This window comes from Aurantibacter sp. UH7 (assembly GCF_056839165.1).
Genome location: NZ_CM166388.1, coordinates 3,011,256 through 3,027,871 on the forward strand (window position 1 = coordinate 3,011,256; position 16,616 = coordinate 3,027,871).

The 16,616-nt window shown below is 34.4% G+C and carries 16 protein-coding genes and 1 other RNA gene; 7 read left to right on the top strand and 10 right to left on the bottom strand.

The features are described from left to right. Positions 1-19: 19 nt before the first annotated feature. The 4 genes from UH7x_RS12590 (at position 20) to UH7x_RS12605 (ending at position 4,802) form a co-directional block, all read left to right on the top strand. Complete coding sequence (locus tag UH7x_RS12590) at positions 20-163, top strand: hypothetical protein (protein ID WP_482360277.1); 144 nt, start codon at positions 20-22, stop codon at positions 161-163. Positions 164-366: 203 nt separating this feature from the next. Continuing rightward, positions 367-1,143: a tetratricopeptide repeat protein gene (locus UH7x_RS12595; RefSeq protein ID WP_482360278.1), complete on the top strand. Its 777-nt coding sequence runs from the start codon at positions 367-369 to the stop codon at positions 1,141-1,143. Between the two features lie 5 nt (positions 1,144-1,148). Continuing rightward, a complete protein-coding gene (locus UH7x_RS12600) occupies positions 1,149-2,837 on the top strand; it encodes a metallophosphoesterase (protein ID WP_482360279.1) in 1,689 nt (562 codons plus the stop codon). A gap of 81 nt (positions 2,838-2,918) precedes the next feature. Further along, positions 2,919-4,802: a cytochrome-c peroxidase gene (locus UH7x_RS12605; protein ID WP_482360280.1), complete on the top strand. Its 1,884-nt coding sequence runs from the start codon at positions 2,919-2,921 to the stop codon at positions 4,800-4,802. A 6-nt stretch (positions 4,803-4,808) separates the two neighbouring features. Here the strand turns inward: UH7x_RS12605 and UH7x_RS12610 are convergent, their stop codons facing one another. The 7 genes from UH7x_RS12610 to ssrA form a co-directional block, all read right to left on the bottom strand. Then, positions 4,809-5,096, bottom strand: coding sequence for a TIGR03643 family protein (locus UH7x_RS12610; RefSeq protein WP_482360281.1), 288 nt, complete (start codon positions 5,094-5,096; stop codon positions 4,809-4,811). Positions 5,097-5,102: 6 nt separating this feature from the next. Further along, positions 5,103-5,384 carry a DUF2452 domain-containing protein gene (locus UH7x_RS12615; protein ID WP_482360282.1) on the bottom strand — a complete coding sequence of 94 codons (282 nt, stop codon included), beginning with the start codon at positions 5,382-5,384 and terminating at the stop codon, positions 5,103-5,105. Between the two features lie 136 nt (positions 5,385-5,520). Then, entirely contained in the window at positions 5,521-5,685 is a 165-nt protein-coding gene (locus tag UH7x_RS12620; RefSeq protein WP_482360283.1) for a Lacal_2735 family protein, read from the bottom strand. Between the two features lie 171 nt (positions 5,686-5,856). Continuing rightward, positions 5,857-6,822, bottom strand: a complete 966-nt coding sequence (locus UH7x_RS12625) for an amidohydrolase family protein (RefSeq protein ID WP_482360284.1) — start codon at positions 6,820-6,822, stop codon at positions 5,857-5,859. 61 nt (positions 6,823-6,883) lie between these two features. After that, positions 6,884-7,255 carry a high-potential iron-sulfur protein gene (locus UH7x_RS12630; RefSeq protein ID WP_482360285.1) on the bottom strand — a complete coding sequence of 124 codons (372 nt, stop codon included), beginning with the start codon at positions 7,253-7,255 and terminating at the stop codon, positions 6,884-6,886. A gap of 91 nt (positions 7,256-7,346) precedes the next feature. Then, on the bottom strand, positions 7,347-9,506 hold the full coding sequence (locus UH7x_RS12635) for a PVC-type heme-binding CxxCH protein (RefSeq protein ID WP_482360286.1): 2,160 nt from the start codon (positions 9,504-9,506) through the stop codon (positions 7,347-7,349). 255 nt (positions 9,507-9,761) lie between these two features. Then, positions 9,762-10,159, bottom strand: a transfer-messenger RNA (tmRNA) gene (gene ssrA, locus UH7x_RS12640). 247 nt (positions 10,160-10,406) lie between these two features. On the opposite strand from ssrA, the gene UH7x_RS12645 reads away from it, so the two are divergent. Beyond that, entirely contained in the window at positions 10,407-11,618 is a 1,212-nt protein-coding gene (locus tag UH7x_RS12645) for an NAD(P)-dependent oxidoreductase (RefSeq protein ID WP_482360287.1), read from the top strand. 26 nt (positions 11,619-11,644) lie between these two features. On the opposite strand, the gene UH7x_RS12650 is transcribed toward UH7x_RS12645, so the two are convergent. After that, positions 11,645-12,763: an Sb-PDE family phosphodiesterase gene (locus UH7x_RS12650; RefSeq protein ID WP_482360288.1), complete on the bottom strand. Its 1,119-nt coding sequence runs from the start codon at positions 12,761-12,763 to the stop codon at positions 11,645-11,647. A 91-nt stretch (positions 12,764-12,854) separates the two neighbouring features. On the opposite strand from UH7x_RS12650, the gene UH7x_RS12655 reads away from it, so the two are divergent. Both UH7x_RS12655 and UH7x_RS12660 read left to right on the top strand, forming a co-directional pair. Further along, positions 12,855-13,214, top strand: coding sequence for a DUF1801 domain-containing protein (locus tag UH7x_RS12655; protein WP_482360289.1), 360 nt, complete (start codon positions 12,855-12,857; stop codon positions 13,212-13,214). Between the two features lie 125 nt (positions 13,215-13,339). Continuing rightward, positions 13,340-14,086 (top strand): GNAT family N-acetyltransferase, encoded by a 747-nt coding sequence (locus UH7x_RS12660; protein ID WP_482360290.1) that lies wholly within the window; start codon positions 13,340-13,342, stop codon positions 14,084-14,086. A gap of 20 nt (positions 14,087-14,106) precedes the next feature. Here the strand turns inward: UH7x_RS12660 and UH7x_RS12665 are convergent, their stop codons facing one another. Both UH7x_RS12665 and kdsA read right to left on the bottom strand, forming a co-directional pair. Next, complete coding sequence (locus UH7x_RS12665; protein ID WP_482360291.1) at positions 14,107-15,714, bottom strand: sulfatase family protein; 1,608 nt, start codon at positions 15,712-15,714, stop codon at positions 14,107-14,109. Continuing rightward, on the bottom strand, positions 15,714-16,535 hold the full coding sequence (gene kdsA, locus UH7x_RS12670) for a 3-deoxy-8-phosphooctulonate synthase (protein ID WP_482360292.1): 822 nt from the start codon (positions 16,533-16,535) through the stop codon (positions 15,714-15,716). The genes UH7x_RS12665 and kdsA overlap by 1 nt, the downstream gene beginning before the upstream one ends. Positions 16,536-16,616: the final 81 nt, after the last annotated feature.

A 16,616-nucleotide genomic window follows, 5' to 3' on the forward strand; every position in this document is an offset into this window, starting at 1 on the left:
AGTGCTCCTTTTCAATCTTATGCCGATTTTAGCTAAAAGTTTATATCTAATTGCAATACAGTCAACAGCAGCTGCAGCGTCACTTGCGATTGATGAAAATATTAATGTTCAAAGGGTAGCATATCCAGTACTAAAAGAAGTATTGCGAAAAGATAGGCAATGACTTAAATAATTAACAATTTTTTATTCTTTTTTTAAGATTCTAAAATCTTGGTAAGACTGTCTTTTACTGTAAGTTTGGGTACATTTGTTTTAATCTCATAATTCTAATTTTCAATGTTAATAAAGCGACAGCTTAATAACTTATTTAGTTTTTTATTGAATAGAAAACTTCTTGTTTTTTCATCTTTGTTTTTAACGATTGAAATGTTTGCGCATGGAGATTTATCTGAACGAATTTTATTAAAAACAATTGAGATAATAGAGAACCCGGACAATTATAAATTATACTACGAAAGAGGTTTCTTGTATCAGCAACATGTTGATTATGATGAAGCATTAGATGATTATCTTAAATCCAAATCTTTAGGCAATACTGATAAGGTTTTACACTATAGAATGGCTGAAGTACATTATTTAACTAATGAATACAATAGTGCATTGGTGAATATTAATACTTATTTACTTGTTGATAGTATTGATGTAAAAGCTAAAAAGTTAGAAGCTCAAATATTCTTTAAACTAAAGGAATATGAAAAGTCTCTAGAATCTTACCGTTATGTAATGCAGAACATGGTTGACATCCGGCCAGAGGATATCATAGAATACACGAATATTATTCTAGTAGCGGATAATACAAATTATAAAGGTGCTTTAGATACAATCGAATTTGGATTGCAAAAACTTGGCAATAATACCTTATCGCTTCAACTTAAAAAATTAGAATATTTCAAAGAATCTGAACAAGTTGAAAAGACGCTAGAGCAGTATAATTATTTTCTTCTTCAATTCAAAAGAAAGGAGTTCTGGTATTATAAAAAAGCAAAGTATTTAACTGAAATAAACCGGACTAAAGAAGCAAATATAACTTTAAAGCTAGCCGCTAGTAGTATTGCTGAATTAGCTCCTAGATTTAAAAATATGCCGTCTATAATTAAGTTAAAAGAACAAATTAAAAGTTTAGAAAGTACAACCAACAACTAGAAATTATGATTAGAAGAAGTGCTCAATTCGTAATACTACTTTTTACAGTGTATTCATTTTCGCAAACAGCAATAGCGGTTATTCCAGATATTACAAGTTCAACTAAAATTGAAAGTATAGTCATTGAAAATGATACTGCTGCTATAGTAGTAGAAAGAGGTCCTTATTTGCAAAGCGGTACACCAACTAGCGTTGTTGTAAAATGGAGAACAGATGTCGCTACAGAGTCTGTAGTGAATTATGGTACAAAACTTGGGTTATTATCAAAAAAAGTTACAAACTCTAATGAAATGAAAGAACACGAAGTTTCATTAATAGGGTTAAAACCGAACACAAAATATTATTTCAATATTGGAAATGAAAAGGAAGTATTGTCTGAAAGTACTTCTGGTGATATGTATGTTATTACAGCACCGAAAGTTGGAACCAAACAATTTGTGCGTGCATGGATTTTAGGGGATGCTGGTACTGCAAATAATAATCAGAGAAATGTACGTGATGCATATTACAAGTATGTTGATACAGAATCTACCAATACTGGAAAGACAGATATGATGTTGTTTTTAGGGGATAATGCGTATCGTACTGGAACGGATGTAGAATATCAAAATGCTTTTTTTGATATATATCACAACATGCTTAAAAAATCCGTGGCTTGGTCTTGTTTAGGTAATCATGATGGTTATTCAGCAGATTCTGCAACTCAATCTGGACCATATTATGATATTTTTTCTTTTCCGACTGGAGGCCAAGCTGGAGGTACTCCTTCCGGAACCGAGGCTTATTATTCTTATGATTATGCTAATATTCACTTTATAATTCTAGACTCGCACCATTCAGGCCGTGAGGTAGGGGGTGCTATGTACAATTGGGCACAAAATGATATACAGAGCACAACACAAGATTGGATAGTAACCTTATTTCATCACCCAGTATATACTAAAGGATCTCATGACTCGGATACTGAAGATCGGCTTATTGAAATGAGAGAAAATTTTATGCCTATGATGGAAGACAATGGCGTTGATCTTATATTAAATGGACATAGTCATTCTTATGAGCGTTCTTATTTTTTAAATGGTCATTATGGATTTTCAAATACTTTCAATCCAGATGAGATTAAAAATGGTGGGCATACAGTAGGGATAACAGGTAAAGGCAATGGTAAAACTGATGGTGATGGAATCTACCAGAAAACAGATGAAGCTACTGCAGGTGCTGTTTATATAACTACGGGGTCTGCTGGTAAAAAATCTGGAGGTGATTTAAATCACAAGGCCATGTCTATATCATTAAACGAATTAGGTTCTTGTGTTATGGAAATTGAGGATGATGGTGCAGGTGGTCAAAACCTGACGGTTAAATTTATCCGAGATAATGATGAGGTAGATGATTATTTTACCATCAATAAAAAAGGCATTTCGCAAAAAGTAGAAAGTATATCAAAAACAGAAAAAGTAATAGTCATTGAAAAAAACACTATTGCACTTTACGATACAGACAAAGATGTGGTCGACATAAAAGTAAACCCTGGCGAACGACTAAAGAAGGTTAAGATTTATAATAACCTTGGAAAGCGGGTGATAAAAAGTAAAAAATCAAATATCGATGTAAGCGGTTTACAAAAAGGAATGTATGTGGTTGAAGTTAAAACCGATAAAAGCACGAACACCGAAACAATTACTATAGAATAAGTAGTTGTTATTTCAACAAGCATATATCATATGTGTTGAGAAAATCTAGGGTTGAAAAGCTTTAGTGCATTTTTGTTTTAAATGAAAAAAGTAAGCATTTTATTGGGGTCAGTACTACTATGCTTTTTGATATTGTCAAGCAAGAGTAAAGTTGTACCCCAAAAAAATAAAACTATTCCTGAGAAAGTAGCCGAATTATATGAGGCTAATTTTCGCAAGTTTCAAAATGAAGTAGAAGTGTTGGCGGACCTTGCTGAGAATTCTAATTTTTCGGATGTTTTAAAACTAAAGGAACAAGTTGAAAAAACCAGATTATCTTATAAAAAGGTTGAGTTTATATTCGACTATTACCAAACCTCTTACAGTGGAACTTATATAAACGGAGCACCTTTGCCGAAGGTGAGCGAGTATTTTCAAGCGGGAAAAATAATCGAACCCTGTGGTTTGCAAGCCTTAGATGAAGCTGTTTATGATGACGTATCAAAAGAGAATTTCCAACACATTAAAATGTTGGCAAATGAATTAAAAAATCGTGTAGATTTTATATCAAAAATTCATTTACCCATACAGTTAAAATCTAGTCAGATTATTGAATGTATTCGTTCGGGAATGGTACGTATTTTTGCATTGGGTGTTACAGGTTATGATACTCCTGGTTCTGTTAATGCTTTGGAGGAGAGTTTTGTGAGTCTGCAAAGTATGGAAACTGCTTTTTGTTATTTTGAAAATGGTTTAATATCAGAGGCGAATTCCACTTTTTTATCAATTAAACAGCTATTTGTAAAAGGAAAAGCATCCTTAAAATCCAACACCGATTTTAATGATTTTGATCGCATGGAATTCTTGAAAGAAATAATCAATCCTTTATACAAAGGGTTGTTAGAATTTCAGAATTTAAATAACATCAAACTAGAACCCTATAAAAAGCATGCGCAAAACTATCAAGCAAAAAATATATTTGATATCAACTTTCTCAATTCTGGATTTTATTCGGAATTAGTTTATTTACCATTAGATAATCCCAAGACCATCCAATTAGGGAAGCGGTTATTTGAGGATCCTCAACTTTCTAACGATAATGAAATGTCTTGTTTAAGTTGTCATAATCCAAGTAAAGGTTTTACGGATGGCCTTCCTAAAAGCTTGTCAAATAAAAAAGGATTCTTTACGGCGCGAAACTCTCCAACAATAATAAATGCAGGTTATTCTACCCGTTATTTTTGGGATATGCGTGAGTTTAATCTAGAAAAACAAGTGACACATGTTATAGATGATGACCTAGAGTTTAATACGAATTTTGATGCTATTATTAAAAAGCTGAAAAGCAATTCTAATTACATAAAATTATTTAATGAAGCTTATGGTGGTATTCAAAAGGAGGATATTAATCAACGTGCTATAAGTAATGCTATTGCTGCATATGTAAACTCTTTGAAATCTATAAATAGTCCTTTTGATAAATATGTTCGAAACGAAATAAGGAACTATCCCGCCGATGCCAAACGTGGTTTTAATTTATTTATGGGGAAAGGGGCTTGTGGTAGTTGTCACTTTGTACCAATGTTTAATGGTACGATTCCACCTTTTTATTTGGAATCAGAATCGGAAGTTTTAGGGGTTACAATTGGTTTTGATTCCATTAATCCAAAGTTAGACACTGATTTAGGACGTTTTGCAAATGGATTGCGATTGGATCATCATCCTTATTTTAAAAATTCTTTTAAAACGGTATCAGTCAGAAATATAGAATTAACAGCGCCGTATATGCACAATGGTTTGTTTGCAACCTTAGAAGAAGTATTAGAATTTTATAATCTCGGTGGCGGGGCAGGAATGGGTTTAGAAGTACAGAATCAAACTTTGTCTGAAGCACCTTTAGACTTATCGAAACAAGAGATTAAAGATATCATAGCGTTTATGAAAACCCTCACTGATGTTTCAGAATATGCTGCTAAAATTGATTAACTCCAACTAGCGTTTACTAATTTTATTATTTGAAATAGCCTTTTGTCTTGAGCATTTAAATCGGGTAATAGCTGAATTCCTTTTTTTTAAATGTTTTTGACTCACACCACTATTCACACGTTTACGCCATCGCTTAAAACTTGATTCCTTTAGTTCGTTGCGCATTGTTTTAATAACGTCCTTTTCTGATAGTCCAAACTGAAACAAGATTGCCTCAAACGGAGTGCGGTCTTCCCATGCCATTTCAATAACACGGTCCAACTCTCGATCCGTTAAGGCTTTTCTAGTAGCCATAGTGTATTAAATTTTTTCCAAGATTTGATCTGAATTTAGGTAAAAACTGCCTAACGCGTTAAAATTGCATTGTTCTGGTGCTATAATTGAAAGAAAAGTTTCATCGTTTTCTCTTTTATATAGATGATATACTTCTCCAATGATGGGTTCAAAACTAAATTTCGATTCAAAAATGAGTTTGTTATATTCAAACTCGCGCATCATTTTTTCGTATTCCGCCTTTAGAGTTAGGTACTTTGTTTTAACCTGATGATTTATTTTAGTAATACTCCTATTCTTCCAAGCCAATGTATCGGTGGTGGTTATAAAAGGTGCACCAACTGAAGTAGCATAGGGTTTAAGAGCAGCATCCTATTTTTGGGTGTCAGAGTTAAAAACGATAGCATCTGGTTTTTTTTCTTTAGTCATGGGTAATGAATAAATACTAGCTTAATTTTAAAATTTGATTCATTACAGCTTCTGCCTCAAAGGTTTTTTGATCGCTCATTTTTCTATTCGTAGTAGATAATGCGTGTGCTTCTTTTAAAAGTTGTTCATATTGCGCTTGCAATTTTTCTTTGGTTGATTTCTTTTTAAAAAATTTAAACATAACTTTTGATTTTGTGTTCTAGAAGAATCTTTCTAGAAAAATTAAAACAAATATACAATTTGTCTAACTATTTATTAAATAAATTAGACAAAATATACTTTTAGCTATAATAGATAATTTTTTGGGGCTTTATTATGGTTTATTTAGTGAAGTAATTTGAGTGTGTAATAATTACAATCGGAATAATTTTTTCGAGTTTTCAAATAGTATTTTTCGCTCGATTGGCTTAGAAACTAATTTTCGAATCTCAGCGATATCTAATGTGCCGGAACAACTTTCAGGGTCAGAGCCTGTTGGGTCCGCGCAATCACTACCATACAATAACTTGTCTTGGTGTTTTTTTAAGAACATTTTCGCATGCTCTTCGTCGCGTTTAAGGGCATTCAGTCCTGAGCCAGCGGAAAGATCGCCATACATATTTGAATAATTGCTAAGATATCTGTCTGTAATTCCACCTTCTTCAACAGAAGTTTTAGGATAGAGAATTGATTGGTCTTTGTGATTTTTGTCGATATTAGCCCACCAGGTTTGTGCATGACCAATGAAATTTACTTTCGGATATTTTTCCAACATTTTATAAAATCGATCAAAGCCATAATTAAACATTTCATGTTGCCAATGCATTAGAACCGGTACATTATAATTTTGTGCTAATTGGTAAATTTTTTGCATTTCTGGCGAATCACATGCAACGCCAAATTTTAATTCACCTATAACTACTGCGCCCAATTTTAAATATTTTTCAATTTCATACAGTCCATCTTTCATATCTGGTACAGCACATGCTCCAAAACGGAATTCCTTTTTGTGCTTGCTCGCAAATAAATAACATTCAGCATTTCCACCAGCTTCTGCTTGAAGACCATTTGCTTTGCCTTGATGGGTAGCTGGCGAATTTACCGGTCGCCCAGAAGGTAAAAGAATAGTAGTTGTAATTCCCATTGCTTTTTGGTGTTCGAGCAATTGATTATCTCTTCGTTGCACATAATGGGTGTGTTGATGAATATCAATAATGGGTTCTTTTTTTAAACTTGAAATTTCAGTAAATGCATTTAACTTAAGTGAAGTTCCTAATGCTAGTAAACTAGTACCTGCTATAAACTCTCTTCTAGAAAAACCTTTTTTCGAATGTGACATAAATACTAGTTTGTTGGGGGAATGGTTTTAAATTTATTTATTATGAGTTATAATTTTTAATTTATGTGGTAACACCAGCCCACTGAACACAATGACCTTCGGCATAAACTGGTCCCTTAAATAGAATGCAGCCCCCACACTTTTCGTCAGCTTTAGCGGGAATAAATAGCGCACAATTACTACAGGAATTCTCAGGAACTGCAGATTGCTTTACATAGCCTAAACCTTGTCTTTTTTTAATTTCTCCATCACTTATTTTAGTTAAATCATTGCAAGGGTCTTCAGAAGAGTTTTGTTTGGCGTTATCATTTGTAATTTTAGATGATTTATTTTTTTCACTGCAGTTCAGTAGTAAAAGTCCCCCGAAAAATAATCCACATGAACTTAAACATCTATTAATAAATTTTCTTCTGGAATAATCTTTGTCGGTCATTTTAAAAACTGTTTATTTGATAGGTATGCTAAGTGTAAGTTTTATCGATTTATTTCTTCTATTAATTCTAGTAATAGGACTGTACTAATTATTATATTTTCGAGTACAATTCTTTTAGGTGTTGTATTGCATTATCGGTATTGCTTTCTGCTTCGGACGAAATACCTTTTAATTTTTCTTTTGATGAATTTTCAAGTTCCACTGTTTTTTCTAATCCTTTAATTAGTCCTTTTAAACCTGACGACTGCAATTCTTCTTTATTTGACTCTTTAAATCGACTTAGCATATTTAATAAATCTAAGACTTCTTCTTTATCATTCCTAGCGCCAATAATAATAGTACAATTTTCGAAAAATTTATTTTTCCAAGTTGAATTTTCTTTAAAAAATGTATTCTTTTCTAGTGTTTTTAATAGGGCTATGCTCGACCCTTTTTCTGAGCTTAAGACTGCAGTTCTAAACCATGAACTTTGTCCATGTAATTCTAGAGCTTTTGCTAATGCCAAGGTTACATTATCATTTTTAAATTGCCCTAAACTCAAAGTTGCTTGGAAAGCAACTCGCGCCGACGAATCATTAACCATTTCTTCTAAGAGTGATAAACAACTTGGAAATTGTTCGGCAAGAATGGCCGCATTTTCTCGGACTCCAGGTGAAGGGTCTTTCATAGCGGTTTTTACTAGGGTTGCATCCAAGGCAGCTATGCCCTCTAAAACATATAAAGCATGTAATCGGAATCTAGGATCTTCATTTTGCTTAAACAAATCAGTTACTTCTGATAACACGCTTTTATCTTGGCGTTCTAAAAGTAATCGTTGTGCGGTAAGCCTCCACCAACGGTTTTCGTGTTGTAAAGCTATTACCAAATCTGACGAGCTTGCATTGGCAAGGTTCGGGCTGACTGCCTTATATGAACCATCAGTTTTTGGTGTAATTCTATATATGCGCCCATAAGTATTGCCAGCATCGAAGTCCATAGTTTTTTGCAAGTCTTCAGGAATAGACATCGGAGTTTCTATATGTTGTCGATACATATCCATGAGATATAAATATCCATCGGGACCAACCGAAAAATTTGCAGGACGAAACCATGTATCTGTTGTAGCCATAAATTCTTTTTCCATTTCATTCGTACCTTGTTGGGCTGTCAAAAAAGGAACACTATCACTTACGGTTAAAATATCTCTATGTATAAGATTGCCTGCAACATCTGCGGTAAAAATATTCCCATAATATTCATTGTTGAACTTGTCGCCTCCGAAATATGTTCCCCCAGAAGCTCCTGTAAAATGACCTCTGGCATATTCTACTCGATCTAGGTTGTTTTCCTTATAATTTTTATTGCGACGATTAGTACGTGCTTGTCGCCAATAGGGCGTTGCACTTATTTGGTTCATAAGTGGATCGTGGTCGGAAATATTTTGAATTGCAATTTTTGCAGAAGGGGGTAAGTATAGGTTTCTTTCGAGATATCTTATCGGAATAACAACCTGGCGAATATGCAATGAGTTTGCGGTAAAAAACCGGTGTCCCCAATCGTCTACTGCAAGTCCAAATTGTCCAGGCCCGGTACTACGTTCAAATAAATTTTTGTCGAGTCGAAAACGAAAATCGGCACCTTGTACTTTTATTGGAGCTATTTCTGGATTACGGCTAAAACTTATTTCACCTGCTTGTCCGGCATTATTTGCATAGATCCAATTATCAATTCCATAACGGAGATTCGTAATTTGTGCTTCTTCGTTTTTATTAAAGAAACCAGTAAATAATACCTCCTTAGAATCTGAACGGCCATCACCATCTGTATCTTTGTAATAGGTGATATTTGGTGCAGCACATACCAGTAAACCACCTTTCCAAGGTAAAATACTAGTAGCTTCTCTTAAACTGTCTACAAAAATTGTAGAGGTATCAGCTTGTCCATCGCCATCGGTGTCTTTTAGTAAAACTATGTTACCTTTTCCCTTTGTAGCATCTGGCTTGTATGCATCCAGCATGCCGACTACATATGCATTTCCGTCAGCATCAAATTGCATGGCTACTGGGTCAACTACTAATGGTTCCGCCGCAAATATTTCAGCATTAAAGTTCTCGGCAAATTGAAAAGTCCTTAAAGACTCTTCTGGGCTAAGCGGACCTTCGTAAAGAGACTCTTCATTACAGGAGCTTAAGATTAGGGTAAATAAAATTAGAAGCTGAATTGAAAGAATCAAATGTTTTTTTAGGGTACTATAGTGGTTTTTAATGTGCATAGTTTGGTGGTTCACACAGTTTAAAGTTGGTTTGTTGGTACAATGAATTTACTATATGCAAACTAAAAACTGCCCATTTTTACTAAAAAAATGTATAACAAATATTCTTTGGTGGCGTTTTGGTGAAAATGTATGATAAATTGTTGATGCAGTTGTGTAATAGTTTTGAAGTGAGGGGTAAGGTGTTACTGTGAATAATGTGGAAAATAAATTAAGATGCCCATTGTGAGAACAATAGGCATCTTAATTATAAAATTGTGGAGCCGGGGAGAATCGAACTCCCGTCCAAACAAGCAACGTTAAAGCTTTCTACATGTGTAGTCTTTATTCAATTTTCGATGCACAACCGACCAAAGACCGCCTATTGTACACTTATCTTCTTAAGATTTTGGTGCTACTATCGAAGCGCTAGTAGCCTTATATCGACATTTATGGTGCTCGTAATTGAATCGCCGTCGACAGAGGCTATTCACGAACATCTCGCTTCTCTACCTAGTAGAGACGAGGCTAATCTTACTATAATTCAGATTAAGCGGCAAGAGCGTAGTTATTATCGCCAATTAAAAGTGTGAAAAATGATATTAACGAGCTGTTTCTCAGCGCTCGACATGCTTACATTACCATTGGTCTCGCTGTCAAAACCAGTCGGCCCCATTATGTTAAAGAACTTTTTTATGGCGTTCGAGCGGGCTATTCGCTGTATTTTTTTAATAACATCTCGAGCGGACTCGAGGACTATTAAAAAAGATGCCGCTGCTATCCCTAACGCAACCTTCATTTAAAAAAGGATAGCAAAGGTACACAATTCAAGCACTAAAAGACCCCACAATCTTTTGTCAAGCTTAAAAGCTTGTGTACCCTCACTATTCATAGTATTTTTGAACAAAAGCCGTACCAAAGATGAAAGTCAAATTCGGAATCATTAAAGAACGCAAAACACCGCCAGACAGACGTGTAGTTTTGTCACCTCTGGCATGTCAAAAAATCATATCAACTTTTGAAGATGCTGAGATTATTGTAGAGCCATCGGATATTCGAACGTTCTCCAATGAGGAATATGTAGAAAAAGATATAAAAGTAGCATCAAAAATGAAAGAATGCGATGTGCTTTTAGGCGTTAAAGAAGTGCCGATTAAATCTTTAATTCCGAATAAAAAATATTTCTTCTTTTCGCATACTATTAAAAAACAACCGTACAATCGAAAGTTGTTACAGGCTATTCTAAAAAAGAATATCGAAATGTACGATCATGAGGTTATTACTAATCAAAAAGAACAACGTTTGGTTGCTTTTGGTAGATATGCAGGTATTGTAGGCGCCTACAATGGTTTTCGCGCATACGGACTCAAATTCAAATTATATAAACTACCTAAGGCACAATCTTTAACCGACCAACAAGCATTAATTGCTGAGCTTAAAAATATAAAGCTACCTAACATAAAAATACTGTTGACAGGAAAAGGTAGGGTAGGTAATGGCGCTAAAGAAATGTTGGACGCCATGGGTTTGCAACAAGTATCTGTAAAGGAATTTTTAGACATTGATTTTAAAGAGCCTGTATACTGTCAAATAGATGTTTCTGATTATAACAAACGTATAGATGGTACGCGAGGAACTATGTCTGACTTTTTCGAAAATCCAAAAAAATATGAATCTACTTTTTTCCGTTTTGCTAGGGTAACCGATTTTTATATTGCAGGTCATTTTTATGGTGATGGTGCACCCTATTTATTTACTAGAGAAGATGCAAAGCATCCTGATTTTAAAATACAGGTAATAGCAGATATTAGTTGTGATATTGATGGACCAGTGGCAACAACCATTCGTGCGAGTACGATAGAGAAACCAATTTACGGTTATAATCCACAGAAAGAAGAGGAAGCTAATTATAGAAATAAATCTTCTATTGCCGTTATGGCGGTAGACAATTTACCGGCTGAATTGCCGCGTGATGCAAGTAACGGTTTTGGCGATGCATTTGTGAAAAATGTTATTCCTGCTTTTTTTAATAACGATAAAGATGGAATTTTAGAGCGCGCTCGAATGACTAAAAATGGTAAGCTGACCAAGCGTTATAATTATCTTCAGAACTATGTAGACGGGAAAGAATAATAGTTTCAAACTATTATTTATATACCCTATTTTTCAACAGGTATATCCCATGCTAAAACAGGGTGTACATCTGGCGCCGTATATGCACCCAATGCAGTAAGTTGTAATTTAAAATATTTTAGCGCTGTTAAGGTCTTAACCTGTACTGTTTCTTTTTTGCCCGCAGCTATTGTGAAAATAGGAGGCTTACTGTAAAATGAAAAGGGCATGGCGTTTTCGAAAAGTAAATCACTACTAGAAGTATTTTCAATTTCGATAATTAGAACCTGTGTGTCCTCTTCATATTTAGCTGAATTTATTTTAATACTTGCTTTTATCAGTGGCTTTAAATATTCAGGTTTTCCTACCAAAAGTGAGTTGTAAACGGCAACAGTTCGACCAGCAAAAAGTGCTTCCTTTAAACTTTCTAAGCTTTTTTCTTTTGCAAAAACCAATGTAATAGGTCGGTGATTCCCTTTTTCGGTATAATCCCAATCAATAAGTCCATGAATATCACTGGTACCCATTATTGTTAGGTTTTGTTCTAAAGCTATGGCTAATGATTCTTTAGAATAATCAGTAGTATTAATAACCTCAATTCCATGTAATTCGCCATCCTTAATTCTTTTTTTTTGAAAATCACTTAAGATTGGATTCCCTGTCGGACTTTGCCTGTGCCATGCCGGGTGATTCCAAAATACAAATGCACCTTGTTTTTTCGCCTCACTAAAAGATTGTTCAGGTTTATCTTTCAATACCTTATTTGCATCCGTAATAAAAACAGCATTATTATGCCCAACTGGTTCTGATCTTGTTATTTCTGATCCTTGTACAATTAATAAATCATGTTCTTTAGCTTCTTCAAGGGCAATTTCATGAGCACGATTACGATTAGGGTGGGGAATATCTGTAGCATGCGGTTGGTATTCTAAATGCTCGGTAAGCGAGATCGCATCTAAATTTTCGCGCAATGCTTCTTGCACGCGAATTGTAGGCCATACATTTCCATCTGAAAAAACGGTATGCATATGTAAATCCGTTTTTAATGTTTTATAATTTTCTATATCCGGATAATGCATTGGTTGTGCACCAGCATGCGAATGTTTCTGGGCAGAAAGAAAACAAAAAGTGAATAATGAGAAGTAAAGTAGAATTGATTTTTTCATGGTGATTGGTTTTTTCAAATGTATTTAAAAAAGCACCTTCAATTTAGTCATAAATGCTGTCTTAAAGTTAATTAATAGTAATTTTAAGAATATGAATCCTTCAGAAGAATATATTTTAAATCAACCAGAACCGTACAGGGCAATTCTATTGCATTTGCAATCGATAATTGAATTGACAATTGTAGTGGTTGACCTAAAGTATAAGTATCGGATACCTTTTTATTATATAGATGGAAAACCCTTTTGTTATCTGAATCAATCAAAAAATTATGTTGATGTCGGTTTTTGGCGTGCATCACATTTGTCTAATAATTTGGAGTATTTGATTTCAGATGGCAGAAAAATGATGAAGTCGTTACGATACACTTCGTTAGAAGAAATAGACGATGCCATCTTAATTTCAGTATTACAGGAAGCATTTTCGGTACGAAGTGGAAAATTCTATAAGTAGCAGTAAATTCAATCTGTATAAAAAATTATTGATTTAAGAATTAATATCGAAAATCAATACGAAAACTTGATAACTGTCATATAAAATGGATAGTGCCTTTAATATTTTTGGATAAAACCGAGATAATGGAAATTCTAAACTTGACGGATGAAAATATTCAAGATGAGCATATTTGTTGCGCGATAAGTGATAAGAAATGTCGGAATGGATATGAAAAGAAAAAAAAGTGGCTAAAAAAAGAATTTAAAAATGGCTATAGTTTCCAAAAAGTTAACGTTCGTGGAAAAGTTTTTATAGAATATGTGCCCATAGAAAGTTCATGGCTTCCGTTGATTGGAAAGAATTTTATGGTTATAAATTGCTTTTGGGTATCCGGACAATTTAAAGGAAAAGGCAATGGGAAAAGATTACTCAATCAATGTATGGAAGACGCTAAAAATTTGGACGGAATTGTCGCTGTTTCCAGTGATAAAAAAAGACCTTTTATGTCTGATCCAAAATTCTTAAAATACCACGGCTTTGAAATTATTGATTCAGCAGAACCTTATTTTAAATTATGGGGACTAAAAACCAATTCAAAGGCTGAATACCCAAAATTTAGCGAAACTTCTAAATCTGGTAATTGCCCCAATAAAGAAGGAATTACAGCATATTATTCAAATACATGTCCATTTACAGAATATTATACAAATAAATTATTACGAGAATACGCCATAAAGAAAAATGTTCCTATTGAAATAAATCACATAAGTACACAAAAAGATGGACGAAATATGCCAATTCCGTGGATTATAAATAGTGTTTTTTATAAGGGCGAATTAGTTAGTTTAGAAATGAAAGTTGAGCGACATTTAGATAAATTAATTGATTAAAAATCGACTACATCAACTAATCACTTAATCCACCCATTTTCTTTATATAATTCTATGTATTGATTGCTTAATGAATCTGAATCTTTATACTTTTCTCTAACCTGATTAAGTTTTGTTTTCATCGATTTTACTACATCAGCATATGCTGGATCACTATAAACATTATTTAATTCCGAACCATCTTTTTTACGATCGTAAAGTTCCCAGACATCAACATCATAGTAAAAATGGATTAATTTATATTCTTTCGTAGCAAGGCCATAATGGCGTTTTACAGCATGTTCTCCTGGATATTCGTAATAGTGATAATACACTCCCTCTCTTTCCCACTTCTCTTTTTCACCTCTTAATAGCGGTATAAGACTTTCACCTTGCATATCATTAGGGGCTGTAACTCCTGCAACCTCTAAAAACGTTTGTGCGAAATCGAGATTTTGCACCATCTCTTGCTCCGTGGTACCAGCGGTTATAACGTTTGGCCATTTAATCAATAAAGGTGTCTTAAAAGACTCGTCATACATAAAACGTTTATCGAACCAACCGTGTTCTCCCAAGTAAAAGCCTTGGTCAGAAGTGTAAACAATAAGTGTGTTTTCGCTTAGTTTATTTTCATCTAAATAATCTAGTAACCGACCAACGTTTTCGTCAACAGCGGCAATAGTTCCAAGATAATCTTGCATGTATCGTTGATATTTCCAAACCATTAATGTACTATCGTTCATTTGAGGAAAACGCTTTGCAAAATCTTCGTTAATAGGGTCGTAAATGGCATCCCAAGCTTCTTTTTGTTCTGGATTTAGTCTGCCAATTCGGTTGCCAATAGTATTCCAATTCTTGATGTCTAGTTGTTCGGCAATGCTATCCGTTAATTTTAGGTCGTAACTTAATTGCATGTGTTTTAAAAGATTCATTTCTGCTGGTGCAGCTGTAGTTTCTCGAGTCACATAATTTTCAAAAAGAGTTTCGGGCAGCGGAAATGTTTTTTTTGTAAAATCTTTGTAGTGTCGTTCTGCTGGCATCCACGTTCTGTGTGGTGCTTTGTGTAGGTACATTAGCATAAAAGGTTTTTCAGTATCTCTGCGATTGTCGAACCAATCGATTGCGAGGTCGGTAATTATATCCGTTACATAACCAGTAATAGTTGTGTCGCCTGTCGCGGTATTAAATACTGGATTATAATAATCACCTTGTCCCGGTAGAATTTTAAACTCATCAAATCCTTTTGGATTATTTCCAAAATGTAACTTACCAAACATTGCAGTTTGATAACCTGCTTTTTGTAGCAGTTGCGGAAAAGTAACATTGGTAGTATCAAACGGCATTCGGTTATCAATCTTACCATTTATATGACTGTGTTTTCCAGTAAGAATAACAGCTCTTGATGGCGCACAAATGGAATTGGTAACCGTGGCATTGGTAAATAGCATACCTTCCTTTGCGATGCGATCTATATTTGGGGTCTTTATAAGCTTATCGCTATAAGCACTAATTGCTTGATAGGCATGATCATCAGACATTATAAAAACTATATTAGGCTTTTTGTTTTCCTTTTTAAGTGTATCTTTTTTGGAGTTACAGGCAGAGAATAATACTAGAATAATAGTAAATAGTGAAATTTTAATTTTCATTAGGCAAGTTTGTTTACAGTTTTGCGAAGCATGGTTAAGTTGGTCAATAGTTTTTCTAATTGGTCTAGCGGAAGCATGTTAGCACCATCACTCTTGGCATTAGCCGGATCGAAATGAGTTTCCATAAAAATACCATCTACACCCGCGGCAATTCCTGCGCGGGCCATCGTGTTTATAAGTGCTGGTCTACCTCCAGTAACCCCTGAAGTTTGATTAGGTTGTTGTAACGAATGCGTAACATCTAAGACTACAGGTGCATATTGTTGCATTTTTGGTATACCTCTAAAATCAACTACCATATCTTGATAACCGAACATCGTACCGCGATCTGTTATCCAAACTTGTTGGTTGTCGGAATCAGTCACTTTCGTTACCGCATGTTTCATGCTTTCCGGACTCATAAATTGTCCTTTTTTAAGGTTTACCACTTTACCAGTTTTGGCTGCGGCCACAACTAAATCTGTTTGGCGAACCAAAAAAGCTGGAATCTGTAGGACATCAACATATTCGGCGGCCATCGCAGCATCCGATTCTTTGTGAATATCAGTAACGGTAGGAACGTTGAAAGTCTCCGAAACTTTTCGTAATATTTTTAAAGCTTTCTCATCACCAATTCCAGTAAAGGAATCAACTCTACTCCGGTTTGCTTTTTTAAAACTTCCTTTAAAAATATAAGGGATTTCAAGTTTGTCAGTTACAGTAACTATTTTTTCTGCAATGCGTAGCGCCATATCTTCTCCCTCAATGGCGCAAGGGCCCGATAGTAGAAAAAAGTTGTCTCCGTCTGAATATTTTAGTTGCGGTATATGGCTTAATTGCATAAATAATATTTTATGTAAAGATACTATTTTGAGATAGTATTTGTTATAACTAGAACTATTGTAAGTTATGCACTGCATACA

Bases quoted from the DNA above. Each gene is read 5' to 3' on its own strand.
- UH7x_RS12625 (WP_482360284.1), bottom strand. From the start codon at position 6,822: ATGTCACATTCGAAAAAAGGTTTTTCTAGAAGAGAGTTTATAGCAGGT.
- kdsA (WP_482360292.1), bottom strand. From the start codon at position 16,535: ATGCAATTAAGCCATATACCGCAACTAAAATATTCAGACGGAGACAAC.
- UH7x_RS12610 (WP_482360281.1), bottom strand. From the start codon at position 5,096: ATGGCTACTAGAAAAGCCTTAACGGATCGAGAGTTGGACCGTGTTATT.
- UH7x_RS12600 (WP_482360279.1), top strand. From the start codon at position 1,149: ATGATTAGAAGAAGTGCTCAATTCGTAATACTACTTTTTACAGTGTAT.
- UH7x_RS12655 (WP_482360289.1), top strand. From the start codon at position 12,855: ATGAATCCTTCAGAAGAATATATTTTAAATCAACCAGAACCGTACAGG.
- UH7x_RS12590 (WP_482360277.1), top strand. From the start codon at position 20: ATGCCGATTTTAGCTAAAAGTTTATATCTAATTGCAATACAGTCAACA.
- UH7x_RS12595 (WP_482360278.1), top strand. From the start codon at position 367: ATGTTTGCGCATGGAGATTTATCTGAACGAATTTTATTAAAAACAATT.
- UH7x_RS12630 (WP_482360285.1), bottom strand. From the start codon at position 7,255: ATGACCGACAAAGATTATTCCAGAAGAAAATTTATTAATAGATGTTTA.
- UH7x_RS12620 (WP_482360283.1), bottom strand. From the start codon at position 5,685: ATGTTTAAATTTTTTAAAAAGAAATCAACCAAAGAAAAATTGCAAGCG.
- UH7x_RS12605 (WP_482360280.1), top strand. From the start codon at position 2,919: ATGAAAAAAGTAAGCATTTTATTGGGGTCAGTACTACTATGCTTTTTG.
- UH7x_RS12665 (WP_482360291.1), bottom strand. From the start codon at position 15,714: ATGAAAATTAAAATTTCACTATTTACTATTATTCTAGTATTATTCTCT.
- UH7x_RS12660 (WP_482360290.1), top strand. From the start codon at position 13,340: ATGGAAATTCTAAACTTGACGGATGAAAATATTCAAGATGAGCATATT.
- UH7x_RS12635 (WP_482360286.1), bottom strand. From the start codon at position 9,506: ATGCACATTAAAAACCACTATAGTACCCTAAAAAAACATTTGATTCTT.
- UH7x_RS12645 (WP_482360287.1), top strand. From the start codon at position 10,407: ATGAAAGTCAAATTCGGAATCATTAAAGAACGCAAAACACCGCCAGAC.
- UH7x_RS12650 (WP_482360288.1), bottom strand. From the start codon at position 12,763: ATGAAAAAATCAATTCTACTTTACTTCTCATTATTCACTTTTTGTTTT.